16 protein-coding genes are annotated in these 20796 nt (G+C 64.8%); 2 read left to right on the forward strand and 14 right to left on the reverse strand.

The window, feature by feature from the left end; genetic code table 11:
• Positions 1-4: 4 nt before the first annotated feature.
• The 5 genes from P2869_RS24090 to P2869_RS24110 form a co-directional block, all read right to left on the reverse strand.
• Positions 5-1282, reverse strand: coding sequence for an efflux RND transporter periplasmic adaptor subunit (locus tag P2869_RS24090; protein ID WP_277599789.1), 1278 nt, complete (start codon positions 1280-1282; stop codon positions 5-7).
• Positions 1283-1447: 165 nt separating this feature from the next.
• Positions 1448-2839: a heavy metal sensor histidine kinase gene (locus P2869_RS24095; RefSeq protein WP_277599790.1), complete on the reverse strand. Its 1392-nt coding sequence runs from the start codon at positions 2837-2839 to the stop codon at positions 1448-1450.
• Entirely contained in the window at positions 2836-3507 is a 672-nt protein-coding gene (locus P2869_RS24100) for a heavy metal response regulator transcription factor (RefSeq protein WP_017775845.1), read from the reverse strand. Before P2869_RS24100 ends, P2869_RS24095 begins: the two co-directional genes overlap by 4 nt.
• A 63-nt stretch (positions 3508-3570) precedes the next feature.
• Entirely contained in the window at positions 3571-4149 is a 579-nt protein-coding gene (locus P2869_RS24105; protein WP_277599838.1) for an ankyrin repeat domain-containing protein, read from the reverse strand.
• Positions 4150-4226: 77 nt separating this feature from the next.
• Positions 4227-5762 carry a catalase gene (locus P2869_RS24110; RefSeq protein ID WP_277599791.1) on the reverse strand — a complete coding sequence of 512 codons (1536 nt, stop codon included), beginning with the start codon at positions 5760-5762 and terminating at the stop codon, positions 4227-4229.
• 541 nt (positions 5763-6303) lie between these two features.
• Between P2869_RS24110 and P2869_RS24115 the strand changes: the two genes are divergently transcribed.
• Complete coding sequence (locus P2869_RS24115) at positions 6304-7842, forward strand: sensor domain-containing diguanylate cyclase (protein WP_277599792.1); 1539 nt, start codon at positions 6304-6306, stop codon at positions 7840-7842.
• Positions 7843-7852: 10 nt separating this feature from the next.
• On the opposite strand, the gene P2869_RS24120 is transcribed toward P2869_RS24115, so the two are convergent.
• The 9 genes from P2869_RS24120 to P2869_RS24160 form a co-directional block, all read right to left on the reverse strand.
• Positions 7853-8500: a c-type cytochrome gene (locus P2869_RS24120; protein WP_277599793.1), complete on the reverse strand. Its 648-nt coding sequence runs from the start codon at positions 8498-8500 to the stop codon at positions 7853-7855.
• 15 nt (positions 8501-8515) lie between these two features.
• The gene (locus P2869_RS24125) at positions 8516-9856 is read right to left on the reverse strand and encodes a hypothetical protein (RefSeq protein WP_017775840.1); all 1341 of its coding nucleotides are present in this window, start codon (positions 9854-9856) and stop codon (positions 8516-8518) included.
• 292 nt (positions 9857-10148) lie between these two features.
• Positions 10149-10946 carry an AraC family transcriptional regulator gene (locus tag P2869_RS24130; protein ID WP_277599794.1) on the reverse strand — a complete coding sequence of 266 codons (798 nt, stop codon included), beginning with the start codon at positions 10944-10946 and terminating at the stop codon, positions 10149-10151.
• Between the two features lie 41 nt (positions 10947-10987).
• On the reverse strand, positions 10988-11851 hold the full coding sequence (locus P2869_RS24135) for an SDR family NAD(P)-dependent oxidoreductase (protein WP_277599795.1): 864 nt from the start codon (positions 11849-11851) through the stop codon (positions 10988-10990).
• Positions 11852-12068: 217 nt separating this feature from the next.
• The gene (locus tag P2869_RS24140) at positions 12069-12479 is read right to left on the reverse strand and encodes a DUF3995 domain-containing protein (RefSeq protein WP_026121668.1); all 411 of its coding nucleotides are present in this window, start codon (positions 12477-12479) and stop codon (positions 12069-12071) included.
• Positions 12480-12538: 59 nt separating this feature from the next.
• Positions 12539-14221, reverse strand: a complete 1683-nt coding sequence (gene aspT / locus P2869_RS24145; protein WP_277599796.1) for an aspartate-alanine antiporter — start codon at positions 14219-14221, stop codon at positions 12539-12541.
• Between the two features lie 74 nt (positions 14222-14295).
• Positions 14296-15957 (reverse strand): NAD-dependent malic enzyme, encoded by a 1662-nt coding sequence (locus P2869_RS24150; RefSeq protein WP_042301693.1) that lies wholly within the window; start codon positions 15955-15957, stop codon positions 14296-14298.
• 438 nt (positions 15958-16395) lie between these two features.
• Positions 16396-17721, reverse strand: coding sequence for a sigma-54 dependent transcriptional regulator (locus P2869_RS24155; RefSeq protein WP_042301692.1), 1326 nt, complete (start codon positions 17719-17721; stop codon positions 16396-16398).
• The gene (locus P2869_RS24160) at positions 17715-19727 is read right to left on the reverse strand and encodes an ATP-binding protein (RefSeq protein WP_277599797.1); all 2013 of its coding nucleotides are present in this window, start codon (positions 19725-19727) and stop codon (positions 17715-17717) included. Before P2869_RS24160 ends, P2869_RS24155 begins: the two co-directional genes overlap by 7 nt.
• A 399-nt stretch (positions 19728-20126) precedes the next feature.
• Here P2869_RS24160 and P2869_RS24165 point away from each other — a divergent pair, with 399 nt between their 5' ends.
• Positions 20127-20795 carry a 4Fe-4S dicluster domain-containing protein gene (locus P2869_RS24165; RefSeq protein ID WP_277599798.1) on the forward strand — a complete coding sequence of 223 codons (669 nt, stop codon included), beginning with the start codon at positions 20127-20129 and terminating at the stop codon, positions 20793-20795.
• Position 20796: the final 1 nt, after the last annotated feature.

Consider the following 20796-nt stretch of genomic DNA (forward strand, 5'->3'; position numbering starts at 1 on the left):
CGCCCTAGCCTTCGTCCGGAATGGCGCCTTGCAGCAACGCCGCCTTCAACCAATAGCTGCCGTCCGTGACAACGGGCGTTCCGCTCGCCACGCCGCTCACGATTTCCGTCATGCCATTCGATGTTTCGCCCGCCCGCACGGCACGCCACGCGAAACGCCCCTTGCCCGCGGGTACGAACACGGCGGTCTGGCCATTCACGTCCTGAAGCGCGGCCTCGGGCACGAGCACGGCAGCGTGATCAAGCGGCGCGGCAATCGCCACCGTGCCGAACATGTTGGCTCGCAGGGCACCGTCCGCATTCGGTAATTCGCATCGCACGGCGACCGTGCCGGTGGCGGCATCGGCCTGGCTCGCGACATCGACCACGTGGCCGCTGAACGTGCGCCCCGCGTACGCGTCGAAGCGAACCGTTGCCGTCTCGCCTGGCCGCACGCTCGCGGCCTCGCGTTCCGGTACGTTCGCCACCACCCATACCGTGGACGGGTCGGCCAGCGTAACAACGGGTGCCGAGGTTTCCACCATGTCGCCCACTGCGACGCCCACGCTCGTCACGACGCCATCGAACGGCGCAATCAGGGCTCCCAGGGAATCGCGCGGACTCATTTGCGCGAGGGCGCCGCTTCGCCGGCCTTGCATCGTGCCTGCGCCGATGGGCATCAGCCGCTGTCTCATGGCCATCCACTTCTGCAGGTCCGCCTCGCGCGAGCGCAGCATGGCTTCGGCACTGACCGCTGCGGCGCGCCGGCGCTCCAGTTCGCTTTGTGCGAGACCGCCCGCCGCCACCAATGCGGGTGCTCGCGCGAGGGCGGCTTGCGCCGTGGTGGCCGCCGACTTCGCGTCCGCCACGGCGGCCTGCGCGCTGGCGATCTGGCCGCGCACGTCGCTCAGATCGAACTCGTCCAGCGCCGCGAGTTGCTGGCCCGCGTGAACGCGGTCGCCCACGGCGACGTCGAGGGCTTCGATCCGTCCTTTGGATGCTGCGCTGACTTGTGCGACGCGTGTCGTGTCGAAGCTGACCACGCCGGTCGCGGTGACGGTGTGCACGCCTGGGCGAAGCTCGGCCGTTGCGAGGTGCAGGTTCATGTTGTTGAGCGCGTCGGCGGAAACCTGCACCGTGTCAGGCACAGCAGGTGCCTCATTCGCCGGTGACGGTGTGGCCGGCGGCTGGGTCGCCTCTGCTGCGGTGGACGCATGCCCGTGCAAGGCCACCACGCCGATGAGGGCCACGATGGCGGCTGCACTGGCCGATAAGGCAATACGCCTGCGTTTCGAATTTTTCACGGATGCTCTCGATAGATGGATGAGGCGTACGCGCGATGCAACGCGTTTTGCCTCGGTCATTACCGGAGCCATTCTGGTCAGGCGCGACTGATTATCAGGTGACTGCGGGATGTCATCTTTGACATCCGCGAAGGCGCGCGTCGGCTTCGTGGTGCCGACGCGGCGTTAGACGATGACGGGGAAGTAGAGCGTGAAGGTGGTGCGACCGGCCGCGCTCATCACGTCCACTCTGCCGCGATGCGATTCCATGATCGACTTCACGATGGCAAGCCCGAGCCCCATGTTTTTCGCGGACTGTTCGCGTGCGGGATTGACGCGATAGAAGCGGTCGAAGACCTTGTCGAGATGGCCGGGCGGAATGGTTGCGCCGTGATTCGTCACCTCCACGGCCACGTACGCGTTCGCGCGATACGCGCGAATGGCGATCTCCGATTCCGCGTCGGCGTGATCGAGCGCGTTGGAGAGCAGATTGCTCATGGCGCGGCGAAACATGGTCGGGTCGGCCGGAATGGGGAGCGTGCCGTCCATGACGAGGCGCACGCGCTTGTCTTCGGCCACGGCGTCGAAGTAGGACGCGAGTCTCGAAAACTCGCCCTGGCAGTCCAATACCCCTATTTTCAAGGGCTCTTTCGCGTGATCGGCTCGCGCAATGAAGAGCATCGTCTCGATCATGCGCTGCAGCCGCTCGCATTCCTCGATATTGGAATCGATCAACGCCTGGTACTCGGCTACCGACCGCTCGCGCGACAACGTGATCTGCGACGAGCCGATCATGTTGGCAAGCGGCGTACGCATGTCGTGCGCGAGGTCGGACGAAAACTGCGAAAGCCGCGCGAACGCGCGTTGCAGGCGATCGAGCATGCGGTTCACCGGAATTGCGATGTCGTGCAGTTCGACGGGACCTGCGGCCATGTCGAGCCGCTCGCCCAGGCTGTGCGCTTCGATGCGTGAAATACGCTGCCCGATGGACTTCACGGGCGCAAGCCCGCGTCGCGTGATGGCGTAGCCGAGCAGCCCCATCAACAGGGAACCGGCCAGCATGGTGAGCAACGCGTCCTGCTGATAGTCGCGCATCACCGCGTCACGCACGACGGCCTGATGCGCCAGCACCACGCGCACCGGCTCGCCCGAAGGCAGCAACTGGTCCGCGAAAATACAGCGCGACGGGCCGAGCGTTGCCGGATTGCAGGTATACGGCGCCCACGGCTCGCCACCCTCTTGTGCCGCTGCCGTGATACGCCGGCCCGAGCGCGCGGAGTCGGTCAGCGTGTGCCCTCGCGCGTCGAATATCGCAAAGAAGACGAGCGGATGCGCGACCAGGGCTTCGCGAAACAGGTCGCCGTTTTGCGAGATTGCGCGTGGCGTACCCAGTTCCTGCGCGCGCTGCGTGAACTGCGCGAGTTGCACGGCAATTTCGGCGTCGTCGCGCCGTCTCAGTTCGAACGAAAGCGAGTGATAGAGAAGCCCGCCCGCAAGCGATAGCACCAGAATCGCGACCAGCGAGAACATGCACGAAAGACGCCGCAGCATCGACCACGACGATTCCGTCGCCGTCACGACCGCGTCTCCATGACGTAACCCATGCCGCGCACAGTGTGCAACAGCTTCGTCTCGAACGGATGGTCGATCTTGCTGCGCAGCCGTTTGATGGCAACGTCCACCACGTTCGTATCGCTGTCGAAATTCATATCCCACACCTGCGATGTGACGAACATGCGTGTCAGCACCTCGCCCTGCCGCTCGGCAAAGAGCTTCACCAGCGCGAATTCCTGCGCGGTGAGTTCGATACGTGCGCTGCCGCGGCGCACGCGGCGCCTCAGCAGATCGATTTCCATATCGCCCACGAAAAGCACGGTATCGGCGGAGTGTGCGGGCCGTCGCAGCAACGCGCGAATCCGCGCGAGCAACTCGGCGTATGCGAACGGCTTGGTCAGATAGTCGTCCGCGCCGCTTTCGAGTCCGGCAACGGTGTCTTCCACCGTGTCGCGCGCCGTGAGCAGCAGCACGGGCGTTTGCTTGCGCGTGCGCAACTGCCGCAGCAGTTCGAGGCCGTTCAGTTCGGGCAGCATCACGTCGAGCACGATCAGGTTGTAGTCCTCTTCAAGGGCGAGAAAGAGCCCTTCCCGGCCGTCTGGCGCGCTGTCCACCTGAAAGCTCGCTTCCATCAGGCCTTTGCGCAGATACGAGGCCATCTTCGGTTCGTCTTCGACAATCAGGATTCTCATGACACAGGCAATTCACTTGAAAGTATTCAGCGGTCGACCGATGTGAGCACCTCGGTGACCAACTCACTGCGTTGCACCCACGCTGCGCAGTGCCGCCACCGCCGATTCGTTGCGCTGGCCGGCCGCCACCTCCAGCAGCGAGCGTCCGCGCGCGTCCACGTGGTTCGGGTCCGCGCCTCGCTTGACGAGCAGCGGCACGAGGTCGAGCCGGCCAAACAGCACCGCGAAGGCGAGCGGTGTCTCACCCGCGTGATTGGTCGCATCGATGGCGCACCGGGTGTCCATCAGCCGCCGCGCGATCTGCGACTCGCCTTTGAAGATGGCGCCCATCAGCGCGGTGTTGCCGTTGTGGTCGCCCATGCATGGGTCGGCACCCGCGTTCAGCAGATAGTCGAGCGCGGCGGGCTGACCGTCGTAGGCGGCCAGAATCACAGCCGTATAGCCGCTTCGATTGGTGGCATCGAGCGGATACCCGGCTTCGACGAGCGCCCGCAGAATGTCGACGCGGCCCACACGGGCAGCCGCGAACCAGTCGTCGTCGAACCGGCGAAGGGCCGCGGGCTGAGCGGCTGCGTACGATGGCCGCTCCGGCAACCGTACGCAGCCCGCGAACGTCAGGGCGATGCCTGTCGCGACGAGCAAAACCGACACGCTCGTTACGGCATGCGCCCCGACGCGCCGCGCCACGCGCCTCAAGAAACCTGCGTGGCTGGAAGGCTTCATCCGTCAAGCCTCGCGGCGAGCGACTGCACTCGCGAAAGGTCGGCATGCACCGCGTGCGCGAGGCGCGTGCCGTAATCGGCGTCGGCCTTGTAGAAGTACGAGAGCATCGTGTACTTGTTTGCGTCGTTGGTGACGCGGCCAAGGTCGCCGGCCAGCGCGGTCACGAGATCGCTCTTGTCGCGCGGGGACAACGTGCGGTAGTACTCGCCCGCCTGACGGAAGTCCAGGGTCTTGTGAATCGCCTCCTGCTGCGTGGTCCCGGACAACGGCGTGTTGACCATCTTGTCCTTCGGGTCCTGGGCAAGTTCGGCGATGCCGGATGGCTCATAGTTGATCTCGCCCTGGCGGTCGCCGTAATTCATCTTGCCGTCCTGGTTGTCGTTCGTGACAGCCACGCGCGGACGGTTGATGGGCAGATCGTTGTAGTTCGCGCCCAGGCGGTACATCTGCGTGTCGGCATAGGCAAAGAGCCGGCCTTGCAGCATGCGGTCTTCGGATGCCTCGATGCCCGGCACCATGCGCGACGGAGCGAAAGCCGACTGCTCGGTGCTCTGGAAGTAGTTGTCGGGCACGCGGTTCAGTGTGAGCGTGCCGATCTTGCGCTCCGGCACGCCGGTCCAGATCTTCGTGTCGTCGAGCGCATCGAAGTCGAACTTGCTCAGGTCCTGCGGATTGAGCACCTGGATGTAGAGATCCCACTTCGGATCGCTGCCCGCCTTCAGCGCGCCATAGAGGTCGTCCGTCATCAGATTCCAGTCGCGGCCCACGGACGTGGCGATGTCTTGCGGGCGAATGCCTTGCACGCCTTGCTCGCTCTTCCAGTGGAATTTCACGTAGTGCACCTCGCCTTGAGCGTTGACGAACTTGAATGCGTGCACGCCGTAGCCGTCCATGTGCCGATACGAGTCGGGCATGCCTTCGTCGGTGTAAAGATGCGTCAGCATGCTGGTGGCTTCAGGCGTGTGGGCGAAGAAGTCGAACGCGAGGTTCGGGTCTTGCACGCCGGTCACCGCGCTCGGCTTGTTGGCATGGACGAAATCCGGGAATTTGATTGCGTCGCGAATAAAGAAAATCGGCCAGTTGATACCAACGAGATCCCAGTTTCCCTGCATCGTATAAAACTTCACTGCAAATCCGCGTGGATCGCGCGCCTGTTCCGGCGACCCGCGATAACCCATCACCGTTGAAAATCGCACGAAAACGGGTGTCGTGGTACCGGGCGTAAATACCTGGGCTTTGGTCAAATCGGTAATATCGGCATTTGCGACAAATTCGCCGAATGCACCGGTGCCGCGGGCATGCACGACCCGTTCGGGAATGCGTTCGCGGTCGAAGCGCTGAAGTTTCTCGATCAAGTGCGAATCTTGTAGCAGGACGGGGCCAGCCGGCCCGGCCGTCTGGGAGTTCTGGTTGTCGCCAACGGGCGTGCCGTTGTCGTTTGTGAGGGACGCAGCATAGGCGATGTTGATCACAGCAGTCGATATCGAAATCGACAAAACTGTCCTGGCAAGTTTTTTTACAATGCGATCCATTACATTTTCCTTTGGCTGTGCGCCGCGAGATCGTGACGCCCCTCGTATTTAATGGATTCGTTCGCGAGGTTTCCAATCAAAAATCACGATCGCCGCGATAGGCACGGATTCGCATAACTTTATTTATGCCGGGTACCATTTATGACAAAGATGTCATTCGGACGTCATTCGATTATCAGTCGTGGTCGGTGCAATTATGTAATTGAGTGTGTTCTTTGCATGAAGCTATAAATCGAAATGGCGCAGGGTTGGGAAAGGCGAAAACGGCGCGGTGACGCTATCGCTTTGCTCGATGGAGCGGCATAAGCCTGGGGGGCATCCAACGGCGGGCCGTGTTGGCGCAGCGCCGCCAAATTCGCGTGACGCGAACTGCGTCGCCGGGGGCGCCACCGGAAACCACCTCAATAAAACAGCGGCGAAACCCTGAATTTTCCCGCCATTGTGCCGATAATCCGGCTGACACCACGCCGGCAATCCGCGCCTCACAGCCGTCCCTGCCGTCAACGCTTTAGACAAGATCGGCCCCTACAAGACGATTACCGTGTTTCCTAATTCTGTCAGGCGGGCGGCCGTTATCGCGGGCCGCCGTCCTTTCATCGTGGGCGCGCTCGGCACGCTGCTGGCGGCCGGCGTGCTGGCCGTGAGCCTGCTCACACTCGTCGCAGCGCGCGACACCGCGATCGCGCACGCTCACGAGACCTCCAGAAACGTGGTCGCCGTTTTATCGAGCAATATCTCGCGCACCGTTGAATCCTCAGATCAATCGTTGCAAACGTTGATCGTGGCGCTCAGCAAGCCTGCCGTGCAACACATGGACGCCGACGTGCGGCACGAACTGCTGTTCAACCGCACGGCCGCTTCGCGTTACGTGACTGGCATGGGCGTGACCGACGCGCGTGGGCAACTGATAGACGGCTGCTGTTCGAGCACGCACCGCTGGGACTTCAGCGACCGCGATTACTTCTTGGTGCATCGTCAGTCGGCCAAGGTCGGCCTGTACATCTCCGCGGTGTATCGCGCACGCTCGCGCGGTGGCGTGGAAGCCATGGCATTGAGCCGACGCATCGACAACGCAGACGGCTCCTTCAAGGGCGTGGCGCTGGTCGCCATCGACGTGGCGTATTTCAGGCACCTGCTGGACGACCTCGACGTCGGCCCGCACGGCATCACCGCCATCGTCCGCACCAACGGCACCCTGGTGGCAAGGAATCCTTACTTGCCGCCGGCGCTCGCGCCGAACTTCAACAAGTCGCCTACTTTCCCGCGCATGGTGAACGAGGCATCGGGCTTCTATGCGGCGCGTTCATCGACGGATGGCGTGCTCCGGCTTTACACGTTTCAGCGCGTGCCCGGTACGCCGCTGATCGCCGTCGTCGCACCCGCGCTCGACGACGTGCTCGCCTCATGGAGAACGCTTTCGTGGATCGTGGGCGTTTCTGCCTCGGCCATCAGCTTCGCTTTTTGCGCGGTGGTCTGGCTGCTGGCGTTTGCGCTACGCGACCGCGCACTCGCCGAATACCGCCTGACCGAACTCACGCAAACCGATTCGCTGACGGGCCTGAAAAACCGGCGCGCGCTGGACGAAGTGCTGGAAAACGAGTGGGAGCGATTGCAGCGTAACGACAGTTCCCTCTCGGTGCTCTACGTGGATGCCGATCATTTCAAGCAATACAACGACAAGCACGGGCACGCCGAAGGCGACAAGGCGTTGAAGCATCTCGCCGCCTGCATCGCGCAACGCGTTCGCCGCCGTGGCGATTGCGCCGCTCGCTATGGCGGCGAGGAGTTCGTGGTCGTCTTGCCCGACACGAACGGGGCGAACGCCTTGCTCATCGCCGAAGGCATACGCGAGGAGCTGGAGAGATCGTGGCAGGCGCGGCACGAAGCCGGTACGCCTGGCCTTCATCCGTTCACGGTTAGCATCGGGTGCGCGACGGGACGACGCGCGCACCCGGCGTCCCTGGATGAACTGACGAAGGCCGCAGACTTCGCACTGTACGAAGCCAAACGCGCCGGCCGGAATTGCGTCAGATCGGCGGGCAAGGACGCCCCGCGGTCCGACGCTACGCAAGACAATTAGCCGCCGCGCCCTACCGGGACTCCAGCCACGCGGCCACTGCTTTGGCTTCGTCCGCATCCAGCGAGTGGGCAATGGCCGTCATGACCGGCGCGTTGGCGCGCGTGCCGTTGCTGAAGACTTCGATCTGCCGTTGCAGATATTCGCGGTGCTGGCCCGCGAGGCGCGGGAATGTGCCGTTGCCCTGCCCTTGCTCGCCGTGGCACGACGCGCACGCGGGCGTGCCTCGATCCGGCGCGCCATGTTCGAAGAGGTCTTGCCCCTTCGCGAGCAACGCCGCGTCGCCCGGCGTGCCGTGCACTGGCTCCTGATGCGAGTAATAGTCGGCCAGCGACGCGATCGTGGCATCGTCGAGTTGCGATGCAATGGCCCACATGTACGAGCGCGCATCGGTTTCGCCGCGTGCGTGGTCGCGAAAGCCCTTGAGCTGTGCCGTCAGATACTCGGGCGTCTGCGCGGACAGTCGCGGAAAGATGGGGGATTCGCTGTGGCCGTGCACGCCGTGACACGCGGCGCACAACTGGCCGGCGAGACGCTCGCCGCGCTCGCTGTTTTCGGCATGCGCGAGTAACGGCAGACCGGCAAAGACCGCCGCGACGGCAACGAGCCAGGCCGCGAGACGCGACGGTGCCTGCGGAATCGGGAGATAAAGAGTGCGCATGAATGACCCCGCAGATCAGAAAACGAACCAGGCAAGCATGTACAGCGTGTTGTTGTCGCTGGCGTTTCGTCCGTTGCCGTCGTAGTTGAAGCGCGCGCCGTTGAACTTGAGGAACCACGTGTATTGCAGCGAGAGCTTTATCTGCGGCAGCGGCAGGTAATCGAGTTCGAAGATGAGACCGCGCGTGTCGGGCAGGCCGTTGGCGCTGCCGGTCACGGGAACGGCGCCGTACAGGCCCGCGTCCGCATTGCCTGTCGTCGAAAAGTACGCGAGCGTCGCGCCGTACTTGCGCAGGTAGTAATACGAAGCTTTGAGCTTGAGCGTGTTGAGGTGATCCGTCGGATTACTGGGTGTGGGTCCCGCGCCAATGCCGCCGCTCGGAAAGCTCGCGCTCCAGTCCTCCTTTTCGTGAATGAACGTGATCTGCGTGGTGAAGGCATGCGAGAGCGTGAGGTACTGGTACTGCAGGTCCAGGCCGTAATCGCTGAAGCGGTCGGTGGGAGAACCTGGAATCGTGTTGTCCGGATAGACGTCCGCGATCAGCCCGAACGTGCCCACTTCGATGGAATGCGGCCCGAACTCGCGGTTGTAGGCCACCCGCCAATACGGATTGGCACCCCTCAGGCGTTTCACGGCACCCGGCGTGGTGATGTCCTGCCCTGTGCGAAACACGGAGAACATCTGGTCGGCGGTGCGATAGAAGCCGAATTCGGCGTATACGCTGCGATTCCAGAACGCGTACGCCGACGCTCCCGCCACCTGCTGGGCGAGGCCGCCGTCGATCAGCGTGGCCGCCATCGGCGTGAGCGAAACGCTGCTCGACGCATAGGGGAAACCAAACGCCGGCGTGGTGTTCCACACGTCCGACACGGTCGGGTTGTTGTTGACCGTGACGCCGTAGATGAAGTCGATGTCGCCCTGCGTGAAATGCCCTGCCGCGCGAATGTCCGTATTGTCGATGCCGCTGTGATGTGCGACGCCGTCATAGGTCCACTGTGCGAAAGCGCCTACCGGACCGGCGATGCGTCCGCCGTAGAAGAGGCTCGCCTGTTGCAGCACCACGTCCTGGTTACGCACGAAGTCGTAGTTGGCGTTGTTGATGCTGCGCGTGTTGGTCTGCGAAACCTGCGCCATGCCTGCGAGCGGAATGGTCCACTTGTTCGATAGCGTGTAGGCGGTCAGCTTGAAGAAACGCCCGAACGGTGTGAGTTCCGGGAAGCTGACGTGGCATGCAACACAGGCCAGTCCGGTCTGCCGCGCGAATGCGGGAACCGCTCGTGCCGCGGGCGCATGCGACAGCGCGGCCGCAATGAGTGTGAATACGGCAAGCCAATGCCGTCTTGTCCGGTTAGTCATGTCGTCCCCTCCGCTTCTTGTTTTTGCGGGTCCGACGGTGCTGGCTCTTGAATCAACGAGTCACACTTTGCCGTATCGGCGCACATCGGACACGGATTCAATATAGGAGTACGGCGCGTGCCAGATTTGACTGAAGTCAATCGCTCGATGGCACAACCGGAAGCACGACTAAAAAACGGTGCGCGCCGCTCTATCCACTGTGTCGAGATTGCGCCGGGACTGCGCCGCAGACTGTGGCCGGGACCACACTGCAGACATCGAGTTCACTTACATTCAGTAAGGCTAAATATGGCTACATGTAAGCATGCGCGTAAGCCGCAGGCGTGATCCCGTAGCACCGCACGAAGTGCTTGTTCAATGCGCTCTGATCGCAGAAGCCGCTCGTGAGCGCGGCTTCCGCCGGCGTCATGCCGCTGCGCAGCAACCGGCTCGCTGCACGAAGCCGGGTCTGGACGAGCCACGCATGGGGCGTGAGACCGGTAGCACCCCGAAACGCCTGGATCAGACGAAACGGTGTGATCTCGCAGGCCGCGGCCATCTGGTCGAGCGTGATCGGCGCATCGTAATGATCGGCGATGAGTTGCAGCGCGGGCTCGATGACCGTGCGTGCATGCAGAGGTCGTGCGCCTTTGAGCGGCATGCCGGCGTGGCGCGTGACGAGCGTGCCGAGCGCCGCGATCAGCGTCTCGTGCCCGGCCTGCCCTTCGCCCGCTTCGAACAGCGCGTGAGCCGAGAGCAGCGCACACGCCAGTTGCGGATCGGCGAGTCCGTTGGCAACGAAGCCGGGCTCGGTTGCAAGCCCGATCTGCGCACGCAGGGCCGTGAGCGCCGGCTGTTCGAGATAGAACCCGCGATAACGCCAGATCTCGCTGTCCACGGTGTGCCCCGCGTGCACCTCCATCGGGTTGAACGCGAGCACCTGGCCCGTGCTGGCTCGCTGCGTACTGCCGCGGCTGAAGAACGCGCTGCCGCCCTCTTCCGTCACCGCGAGCACCAGCGCCTCGTGCACGTGCGGCGTGTAGCGGTGGCCCAGCAGATTCGCGCGCAGCAACGAAAGACCCGGCAGGGCCGGCTCGGTCCAGTAGCGCATCCGTTCTCGGACAGTGGAGCGGGTCACGGGTACCTCACGACTCACGAAGAGAGAAAACCGCCGTCGGCCGCGAGCACGTGACCAACGACGTACGACGCATCGTCCGATGCGAGCCACACCACCGCCTGCGCGACTTCCTCGGGCTCGCCAAGACGCCGCACGGGCAGGCTCGCCGCGATGGCGTTCGGGTCGATGCCGGAGCCGAGCATCATGCTCGTTACCACCCGCCCCGGCGCAATGGCGTTGATGCGAATGCCGCGCGGCGCGCATTCCATCGCCGCCGAGCGCACGAGCGAAATGACGGCGGCCTTGGACGCCGAATATAGCGCGAGCCCCGGATTGGGATTGCGGATGCCGCTCACCGACGCGTTCACGATGATACGACCGCCGCCGCGTTCCAGCATCGCGGGAATCTGGTGCCTGAGGCCGTAGAACACGGAGCGCAGGTTCGCGTCGAGCACGGCGTCGAAGGTCTCGCGGGTCTGGGCTTCGAGCAGCGCCCGCGGCTCCTGGTAGCCGGCGTTGTTGAACGCGACGTCGAGCCGGCCGAAGCGTGCGAGCGCAAATTCGACGAGCGCGGCGGCGTCGGCTTCGCGCGTGACGTCGGCCTGCACGTAATGGGCGTCACAGCCGGACCCGGAGCCCGCTTCGCTTGCCGCTTTGCGGCACGCTTCAAGTCCCGCTTCACGTCCCGCCTCGCGGCACGCTTGCGCGGTGGCGTCGCCCGGCTCACGGCGACGCCCCGCGACGATCACGCCGGCCGCGCCTTCGCGCGCCATCAGAATCGCGGTGGCCCGGCCAATGCCGCTGCCGCCGCCCGTGACGAGGCAGACGCGGCCGGCCATGCGCTGCGGAGGGTGGGCGGTAGTTGTGCTGAAAGCTCCAGACGTTCGGGAATCGGGCATGGACCAAACCGTGTGACCAAATGAACACGTGAAAGCGGCAAAAGCCCCGGGAAAGCGGGGAAAGCGGCGGCGAGCGCGGCGCGGCAAGCACGCCCTGCGCGCTGCACGCCGTCATGGTCCTATTGCACCAAAACGGCCTTGCGGCCGTCTTGGTCAAAATTTGGCTGCCTCGTCTGGGTGCCTCGCGTAGCTGCTTCATGTGGCCTCCCCCAAGGCCCTACACCGGCGAAATCGCGGCAACGGACAGCGCGATGCACAGCGGGCAGCACAGCAGCGTATCCACGAAGCCGAACACCGAGGCGTTGCCGTTGCGCTTGAATGCGCCGACATACCGGAAGTCGCCGATTGCCCGCAGCGAGAACGCAAGCGCAACCATGCCGGCGGCAATTCTCACGCTGGGCGGATCGCGCCAGAGGTCGATCCAGCCGGCCCGCATCGCGACCACGGCGGCCGCCGCGCCGAACGCCCCCGCGATCCCCACGAGCGCGGCGCGTGACGGCCGTACGCCGCGCGCGCCGCTGTGCGCCGAAGCGGCAACGGTGACGGCCCGCCGCCCGCCGAACGCCCAGTAGAGGTGAACGAGTGCGAGCACGCACAGCACGGGCACACCGAACATCGCTCCAATCATTTCGCTCCCCTTCTCTATCCGCACGAGCGGCGGCCAGACTGGCCGCCGTTCAGTCATCGCTAGAACACGTTCACGACCACGATCGTGAGCAGCGCCATCACGAGCCGCGACACCGCGTAGCCCGTCGCGTAGCCGATCACGGGCACGTTCGACTTCGCCACTTCCTGCAGCGAGCCGAGCGCCGCCGTAGTCGAGCGTGCACCCGCACAGGCGCCCAGCAAGATCCCCGGATGGAACTTGAAGACGTACCGTCCGAGCAGCAAGCCGACGATGATCGGCACGATCGTCACCAGGGTGCCCGCAAGGAACAGCGTGAGCCCGTAGTGCTGGATGCCGCTCACGAAACCCAGCGCCGCGTTGAGTCCCACACACGCAATGAAGCCGTTCAGGCCCACGTTGTTGAACACCCAGATCGCCGGCCCGGGAATGTGGCCGAAGGTGCGCATCGTGGAGCGCAGGTAGCCGCAGATAATGCCGGCCACGATGGCCCCCACCGCCGTACCCAGGCTCAACGGCACGCCGCCGATATGCACCGTGATCGCACCGATCAGGCTGCCCACCACGATGCCGAAGGCCATGAACGCCATGTCCGAGCCTTCGAGCGGCCGGTCCGCATAGCCGAGCGTCCGCGCGATCTTCGCCACGTCCTGGCGTGCGCCGAGAATCTTCAGCACGTCGCCGCGTTGAATCTTCGTCTCGCGCCGCATGGGCAGCAGGATGTCCGAGCGAGTGACGTTGGTGAGGAACACGCCGCGACCAGGTTCGCCGAAGAGCGCGTCGGAGATCTCCCCGAGTGTCTTGCCCGCGTAGGCCTTGCTCGTCACCACGAGGTCGAGCAGTTCTGTCGGGAAGTCGAGCAGCGGCACGTCCTTCACCTCGGGGCCGAACTGCTCCTCGTAGGCGAGCAGCGGCGCGAGACCGCCGGACACCGCGATGATGGAGTCCGCCATCAACACGGTTTCGCCCTTACAGTCAATCACTTCCATGCCGTCGCCCAGACGCATGCGGCGCACGAAAATCTCGCGATTGAACAGGGTTTCGACGTCGGACACGGTCTTGCCGATGAGCACCGGGTTCGTGAGGCGGAACGCGCGCGCCGAGTATTCGCGGTAGGCCGTCGTGCCGATCGGCGTGCCCACGCCGTGCTCGCGCTCGTAGTTCTCGCATTCGCGTGCGAGGTCGAAGCCGAACACCTTCGGCGCGACGTTGGCGAGCAGATACGCCGAGCCGATCGTGCCGAACGGATACGTGACCGCGTAAGCGATAGGCAGGAGCGCAAGCGCGCTCTGCAACTGGGCCTGCTGCAGGCCGGACTGCTGGATCAGGTCGGTGGCCACGCCCAGCACCGTGGAGTTGGTGTAGCCGCCCGAAAGCAGCCCTGCCGTGAGGGCCCCGTTGTAGCCGAGCAGCTTGCCGAGCGCGACGGCCGTGCCGGTACCCGCGAGACACACGATGATCGAGAAGATCACCTGGGGCAGGCCGTCGCTGCGCAGCGCGCGAATGAACTGCGGTCCCACCGCGTAACCCACCGCGAACAGGAACATCGCGAAGAACGTGGACTGCAAGGCGACAGGCAGCTTGATGCCGATCTGGCCGATCAGCAGCCCGGCGAGCAACGTTGAGGTCACCACGCCGAGATTGAACTTGCCGAGCTTGAGATTACCGATCCAGAAGCCCACGCCGATCGTCAGGAACAGCGCGATCTCGGGGTACTTCTGGAGCGTGTGGACAAAGTATTCCATGATGAATCACCCGCTTGATTCGAGTAGTGGCGGATGCGCACGCTGCATGCGCATCCGGGGTGCCGGGGCGGCGTTCAGTAGGCCGGCCGGTAGAGCATGCTTTCGATCCACGAGCGGATTTCACGCGGCCGCGGCACGCCGGCAAGGCCCGAATCGAACATGTATTCGGCAATGCGGCTCGCAGTCGTGATTTCCGTTTCCAGGATGTGCTCCTGGCTCGGGAACAACATGCCCTTCGCCTGCAGCGCCGGGCCGACCTGGTCTGCCGTGGCGTGCGCCGCGACGATGAAGCACTCGTCGTTCAGGCGCGTCGGGCGGCATGCGTAGGTCGCAAGACCAATGGCCGGGTAGATGTAGAAGTTGTTCGCCTGGCCCGGCCGGTACTGCACGCCGTTCAGCTCGAACTCGTCGAATTGCACGCCGGCTGCGAAGAGCGCACGGCCGTTGGACCACGTGTAGGCCTGCTCGGCGGTGCACTCCGCCTTGTTGGTCGGGTTCGAGAGCGCGAAGATGACGGGCCGCTCGTTCAGGCGGGACATCGCTTCAATGACTTCCTTCGTGAACGCGCCGCCTTTGGTCGACACGCCGACCAGCATGGTGGGCTTGAAGCGTTCGATGACTTCCACGAAGTTGCGGCTCGGCTTTTCGTCCTGCGCCCACAGCTTCTGCGCTTCCGTGAGGTCGGTGCGCGACGATTCCACGAGGCCGTTCACGTCGAAGAGCCGCACGCGCTTGCGCGCTTCTTCGGCCGACAGACCGCGCGATTGCAGTTCCGCCGCGATCAGCTTCGCGATGCCGATACCGGCCGAGCCCGCGCCGAGGAACAGGAACCGCTGGTCGGCCAGCTTGCCGCCTGTCTGGTTCAAGGCCGCCGAGATACCGGCGAGCACCACGGCCGCCGTGCCCTGAATGTCGTCGTTGTAGCAAAGAATGCGGTCGCGATAACGGTCGAGCATGCGGATGGCGTCGGTGCCCTTCCAGTCTTCGAAGTGCACGCAGCAGTTCGGGAACACGTCCTCCACGGCCCGGACGAATTCTTCGGTCAACTCGTCGAGTTCGGCTTCGCTGGGCGGCATTTCGCGTGTGCCCATATAGAACGGGTCGGCGCGTAGCTGGTCATTGGTCGTGCCGATGTCGAACAGCACCGGCAGCAGGCAGGTGGGCGGCACCGCGGCGCAGGCCGTGTAGAGCTGCAACTTGCCGATGGGAATGCCCATGCCGTTCGCGCCGATATCGCCCAGGCCGAGGATGCGCCCGCCCGTGGACACGCAGATGAAGCGCACGTCCTTCTCGGGCCAGTTGCGCAGCACTTCGGCGATGCGGCCTTTCATGTCGCGCGTGATGTACATGCCGCGCGCGCGGCGATACAGGTTGCCGAACGCGAGGCAGGCGTCGGCGACGGTCGGGTCGTAGAGAATCGGAATGAAGCGCTTCGGGTCCGACATGATCGTCTTGTAGAACACCGTTTCGTTGCGCGCTTCGAGATCGATCAGATAGACGTAGCGTGCGAGATCGTCGCCGAGACTATCGAGATGGGAAAGCACGCGCTCCACCTGGCGGTCGAGCGATTCCACTGCGTGCGGCAGCAGACCTTCGAGGCCGAACTGGCGGCGCTCTTCGTGGGTGTATGCCGAACCCTTGTTCTTTGCCGGATCGTGCAGCAGCGCGGCGCCCGCGAGCGGGGCGACAACGCGCACATTGAGCTTCTTCGTTTCGGCAGCATTGGTGATGGCCATGATTGCAATTCCTCTGGTGTGATCGGAAGTCGTACTGACACAAGCTCGCGAGAGCTTTCGCGATCTACTTCGCAAGGGGTATGCCAATCTGGCCTGGTCGTCGCAAACCCTTGTCAGGCAAGGGTTTGCGGGCGACAGCGATGACCCTCCTCAGATGTTGCCGTTCGGTTTTACGAATGCGGGCTTCGAAGGCCGTTCGGTATTTCGAATGCCTGAACATCGGCGCATGGCGCGCGCAGCACGATCAAACACAAGCAGCACGAGCACGAAGCAGAAACACGACGGGCAACGCGACAAGCGGGCTTCGGCCGCAGCGCGAAGCCCGCACACAGAAGCAGGCGGAAAGGCAGAGGGAAGGAAACGAGCGGAGGAACGGGCGGAGGAAACGTGCAAAACAAAGCGCGCAAAACGAAGCGCAGAAAAAAGCGCACGCGGCCGTCAGCTGTCTTCGCTCTGTATCTCGTACTTGCGGATCTTGCCGAAGAGCGTCGTCTTCGGAATGTGCAACGCCTCGGCCGCCCGCGACAGATTGCCGCCATGACGGCGCAACTCCTCCACGATGAGCCCGCGCTCGAACGCATCGACGGTGGCTGTCAGCGAGACCGGTTCGGTGTCCTGCGTGCCTGGCGCACCCTTGAGACCCAGCACGTAGCGTTCGGCCTGATTGCGCAGCTCGCGCACGTTGCCGGGCCACTTGTGGGCCAGCAGCTCGCGCACCACCGTGTCTTTGATGGGCGGCGCAGGCCGGTCGAGTCGCAACGCCGCCTGCTGCACGAACACGTCGAACAGCAGCGGAATGTCTTCCTGACGCGAGCGTAGCGGCGGCAGCGTGATGGTCGCGACGTTGAGGCGGAAATGCAGGTCGGCGCGAAACTTCCCTTCTTCCGAAAGCGCGAGCAGGTCGGCCTTGGTGGCCGCGATCACGCGAAAGTCCACGGGAATGAGCCGGTTCGAGCCGAGCCGTTCGACGCTGCGCTCCTGAAGCACGCGCAGCAGCTTCACCTGCATGGCGAGCGGCATGCTTTCTATCTCGTCGAGAAACAGCGTGCCGCCCTGCGCATGCTCGATCTTGCCGATACGCTGGCGCGTTGCCCCCGAAAACGAACCGGCCTCGTGACCGAATATCTCGCTTTCAAAGAGCGACTCCGGCAGGCCGCCGCAATTGAGCGCCACGAACGGCCCTTTACGTCCCGAAAGATCGTGCAGGCAGCGCGCGACGAGTTCCTTGCCGGTGCCGGTCTCGCCCAGAATCATGACGTCGGTGGAGAGCGGCGCCAGTTCCGCCACCAACTCGCGCAGCTCGACGATGGCGGGCGAGCGGCCAATGATGCGCTGCTCGAGCCCGCCGATTTCGGCCACCTGGCGGCGCAGCCGCTGCACTTCGAGCGCAAGCGAGCGCTTTTCCAGCGCGCGCTTGACGACCGAAACGAGTTCGCGCGACTGGAACGGTTTCTGGATGAAGTCATAGGCGCCGTCGCGCATGGCCTGCACGGCCATCTGCACGTCGCCGTGTCCCGTGATGAGGATGACGGGCAGGTCAGCGTCGCGTTCCACGAGCTGGCGCAGGAAGGCCATGCCGTCCATGCCCGGCAGCCGGATGTCGGAGACAACCACGAAGGCGCCGTCGCGCGGCAGATTGCGCGGCACCTTCTCCACGCTTTCGAAGCCCGCTGCGCGCACGCCTTCCAGGGCGAGTGCCTGCAGGCAACCCAGTCTCACGTCGTCGTCGTCCTCGACGACAAGGACGTCGATGTTTTCTAGCATGATGCGTTTCCTTCAGACGGTGCGGCGCGCAGCGTGAGGCGGAACAGGGCTCCGCCTTGCGGCCGGTTTTCGCAGGTGAGGCTGCCGCCGAAACTCGTGGCGATGTCGGCGGAAATGGCGAGTCCGAGCCCGAGGCCGCTCGTCTTTTTGGTGGTAAAAAACGGTTCGAACAATCTCGCCTGCACGGCGTCGGACAGGCCGATGCCGTTGTCGAGCACCTCGATGAACGCATGCTCGCCGTCGCCATACGTGCGATATGCGCGAATGACGATCTCGCGTACCGGGCTCGCCTCCATCGCCTCGATCGCGTTCGAGAGCAGATTCACGAGCACCTGCTCGAGCCGCACGGTTTCGCCGAAGGCCAAAAGCGGCCCGGGCGGCGCGTCGATCTTCACCGCGACGTGTTCCTTTTCGAGCCGGTGGGCGAGCAGCGCAACCGCGTTTTCGATGGACGGCACGAGCGGCATCGCGACGATCTCGCCGCTCGAGCGCCGCGCGAACGAACGCAAACGTCCCGTGAGCGTGCCCATGCGGGTGACCAGTTCGCTGATGCGGCCCAGGTTGAACTGCGCCGTGGCCGTATCGCCGCGCTGCAGGAAGCGCACGGCGTTCTCCGAAAGCGTGGACATGGCGGCGAGCGGCTGGTTGATCTCGTGCGCGAGCCCCGCGGAAAGCTGTCCGATCACGGCAAGGTTTTCGGTGCGGATGAGTTCGTCCTGGTAACTGCGCAGCCGGCGTTCGGACTCGATACGCTCGGCCACCTCTTTCCTGAGGTCTTCGTTGGCAATGCGCAGCTCCGCGCTGCGGTGCTCGAAGCGCGCCTTGAGGCGCTCGTGCGCCGCCTGCAGCGCTTCGCGCGCGAGCCGCTGCTCCTGCGTATTGAGGCGCCGCTCGTAGACGATGTGCGCGAACAGCGCGACGACGGCCACCGCAAACGCGACGAAGCCGGCCTGGGCGAGCGCGAGCTGCTGCGTGTCGGACGGATCGGCAAGCACGACGAGCCGCATCGATAGCTCCGGCAGCTGCGCGGTGACGGCAAGATAGTCGCGTTCCTGTCCGGGCAATCCGGCGCGCAGGAAAGGCCGCTCGCCGAACGGCGGGGTCACGCTGCCCCACGCGAGCGGGCGCAGGTCCGCGCGGTTGTATTGCTGGGTCTCGTAGAAGCGGCGGCGTTCTGCGTCCGTGATGACGTGCGTCAGGCGATCTTTCCAGTCCGCCCGCGACGACAGCACGATCACGCCGTTCTCGTCGAGCGCCACCACACGGCGCTCGACGCCATGCAGCCAGTCCCGCTCGAGCCGGTCGAGGCCGATCTTGGTCGCGACGATGCCCACGCGCCGGCCCGCGTCGTCGTTCACGGCGGTCGCGAGGTAGTAGCCGGCCATGTTGCCGGTGGTCCCCACGGCGTAGTAGCCCACCACACGCCCCGGCTGCGCGCGCTGCACATAGGGCCGGTAGGAGATGTCGCGGCCGACGAAGCTGCCCGGCCCGTCGGGCATCGACGACGCCACCACGTGCAGCGTGGTATCCACCAGATAGGTCTGCAGCGCCCCCGTGCTGTCGTTGAGGTCGCGCAGCATCCTGTCGAGCGCATCGCTACGCTCGCGCGAATGGTCGCCCTTCAGGTACGCCGCCACGTCGCGGTTCATGGAGAGCGCGAGCAGCAGCGTGTCGAACCGGTCCGTTTCGCGTTCGAGCCGCTGCACGTACACCGGCAACTCGCGGCTCGTGGAAGCCTCCAGACTGGCCATGCCCAGGTCGAAGAAGTAGCGGTAGGCGCCCACGAAGCACAGCACGGTGACGACGAAGGTGAGCGAGAGATAGATGATGGCGTCGCGCCGCCGGAACGAGCGGATGCACGAGAGGCCGGAAAGCTCGGCGGGGTCGCCCGCTTCCGTCGCGAGACGCTCGCATCGCCCCGCACAACGCCGGTGGTAACGGCAGTCGGCCGGCGGGTCGCTGCCCGTTTCGTCGTCGGCGCGCTTGATCGTTACAGTCGTGGTCATCGTGGTGTTCCGTTGCTTTTGCCGCGCCAGAAGGGCGGGCGGCGCGCGTCGTGCGCGCTCTTTCAAGGCAAGCCTCATGCCACCAGACCAGAAGCCCTCACCCGTTGATACAGCGCAAGCTTCCCCGTGCTTTGTGCGCGGCGCGTTCGGTTTTCCGAACACAGGCCGCGTAACGGGTTCGAAAAACCGAACGCCGGGCCGCGGCCGACGCGTTGTTCCCTGGATGGCGCGGGACGCTGCCGCCGCCGTCACCGGCGCCGGGCGGTTCGCGGCCTCTGCGCCAACCCGCCGCATCCCGCGTGGCCTGCTCCTTGCGTTGGACAGCGCGTCGCGCCTTCCGGCATCGGTCCCGCACCGGTACGGCAGGCGCACTCGAACCATTCGTCCACGAGGATCAGGATGACGAACGAACGGCGCATCACCGTCGTGATCGACGGCCGCACGGCCGAAGTCGCCGCGACGCTTTCCATCGTCGAGGCCGCCGCCCATACCGGCGCGCTCACGGCGAACGTCGGCTGCATGGGCCAGGGCGTATGCGGCGCATGCCGCTGCCTCGTGCGACGCGCGGGCGAACGCCAGGTCACGCCGCTGCTGGCCTGCGAAACGCGCGTGGAAGACGGCATGCAGGTGAGCTTCATCGACTACTTCACGCCCGACAAGCCGCACCGCTACGAGATCGGCCAGTTCGCCGACGGCTGGCAGGCGCACCACGAACTGATGCGCGTGTTTCCCGAGGCGCACGACTGCCGCCACTGCGGCGGCTGCACGCGCGCGTGTCCCAAAGGCATCGACGTCGAGCGCGGCGTGGCGCTCGCGGTGGCGGGCGACCTGCCCGGCGCGTCCGGCGTGTTCGATGCGTGTGTGATGTGCAACCTCTGCACACTCGCCTGCCCCGAGCGGATCTGGCCGAATCATCTGGGTCTCGCGGCGCGGCGCGTACAGACGGCGTTGACGCTGCGGCCCGTCGATCTCATCGCGCGCCTCGCGCAACAGGACACGGCCGGTCAGGACACCGCCGGCCAAGGTAGTCCGGCGCACAGCGTCGAACGCCACGCTCACACGGAGTGAC

Origin of the sequence: Paraburkholderia sp. SUR17, assembly GCF_029536165.1 — a bacterium.
GTDB classification, from domain to species: domain Bacteria; phylum Pseudomonadota; class Gammaproteobacteria; order Burkholderiales; family Burkholderiaceae; genus Paraburkholderia; species Paraburkholderia kururiensis.

Bases quoted from the DNA above. Each gene is read 5' to 3' on its own strand.
- P2869_RS24155 (WP_042301692.1), bottom strand. From the start codon at position 17,721: ATGCTAGAAAACATCGACGTCCTTGTCGTCGAGGACGACGACGACGTG.
- P2869_RS24135 (WP_277599795.1), bottom strand. From the start codon at position 11,851: ATGCCCGATTCCCGAACGTCTGGAGCTTTCAGCACAACTACCGCCCAC.
- P2869_RS24160 (WP_277599797.1), bottom strand. From the start codon at position 19,727: ATGACCACGACTGTAACGATCAAGCGCGCCGACGACGAAACGGGCAGC.
- P2869_RS24100 (WP_017775845.1), bottom strand. From the start codon at position 3,507: ATGAGAATCCTGATTGTCGAAGACGAACCGAAGATGGCCTCGTATCTG.
- P2869_RS24150 (WP_042301693.1), bottom strand. From the start codon at position 15,957: ATGGCCATCACCAATGCTGCCGAAACGAAGAAGCTCAATGTGCGCGTT.
- P2869_RS24130 (WP_277599794.1), bottom strand. From the start codon at position 10,946: ATGCGCTACTGGACCGAGCCGGCCCTGCCGGGTCTTTCGTTGCTGCGC.
- P2869_RS24110 (WP_277599791.1), bottom strand. From the start codon at position 5,762: ATGGATCGCATTGTAAAAAAACTTGCCAGGACAGTTTTGTCGATTTCG.
- P2869_RS24125 (WP_017775840.1), bottom strand. From the start codon at position 9,856: ATGACTAACCGGACAAGACGGCATTGGCTTGCCGTATTCACACTCATT.
- aspT (WP_277599796.1), bottom strand. From the start codon at position 14,221: ATGGAATACTTTGTCCACACGCTCCAGAAGTACCCCGAGATCGCGCTG.
- P2869_RS24140 (WP_026121668.1), bottom strand. From the start codon at position 12,479: ATGATTGGAGCGATGTTCGGTGTGCCCGTGCTGTGCGTGCTCGCACTC.
- P2869_RS24165 (WP_277599798.1), top strand. From the start codon at position 20,127: ATGACGAACGAACGGCGCATCACCGTCGTGATCGACGGCCGCACGGCC.
- P2869_RS24120 (WP_277599793.1), bottom strand. From the start codon at position 8,500: ATGCGCACTCTTTATCTCCCGATTCCGCAGGCACCGTCGCGTCTCGCG.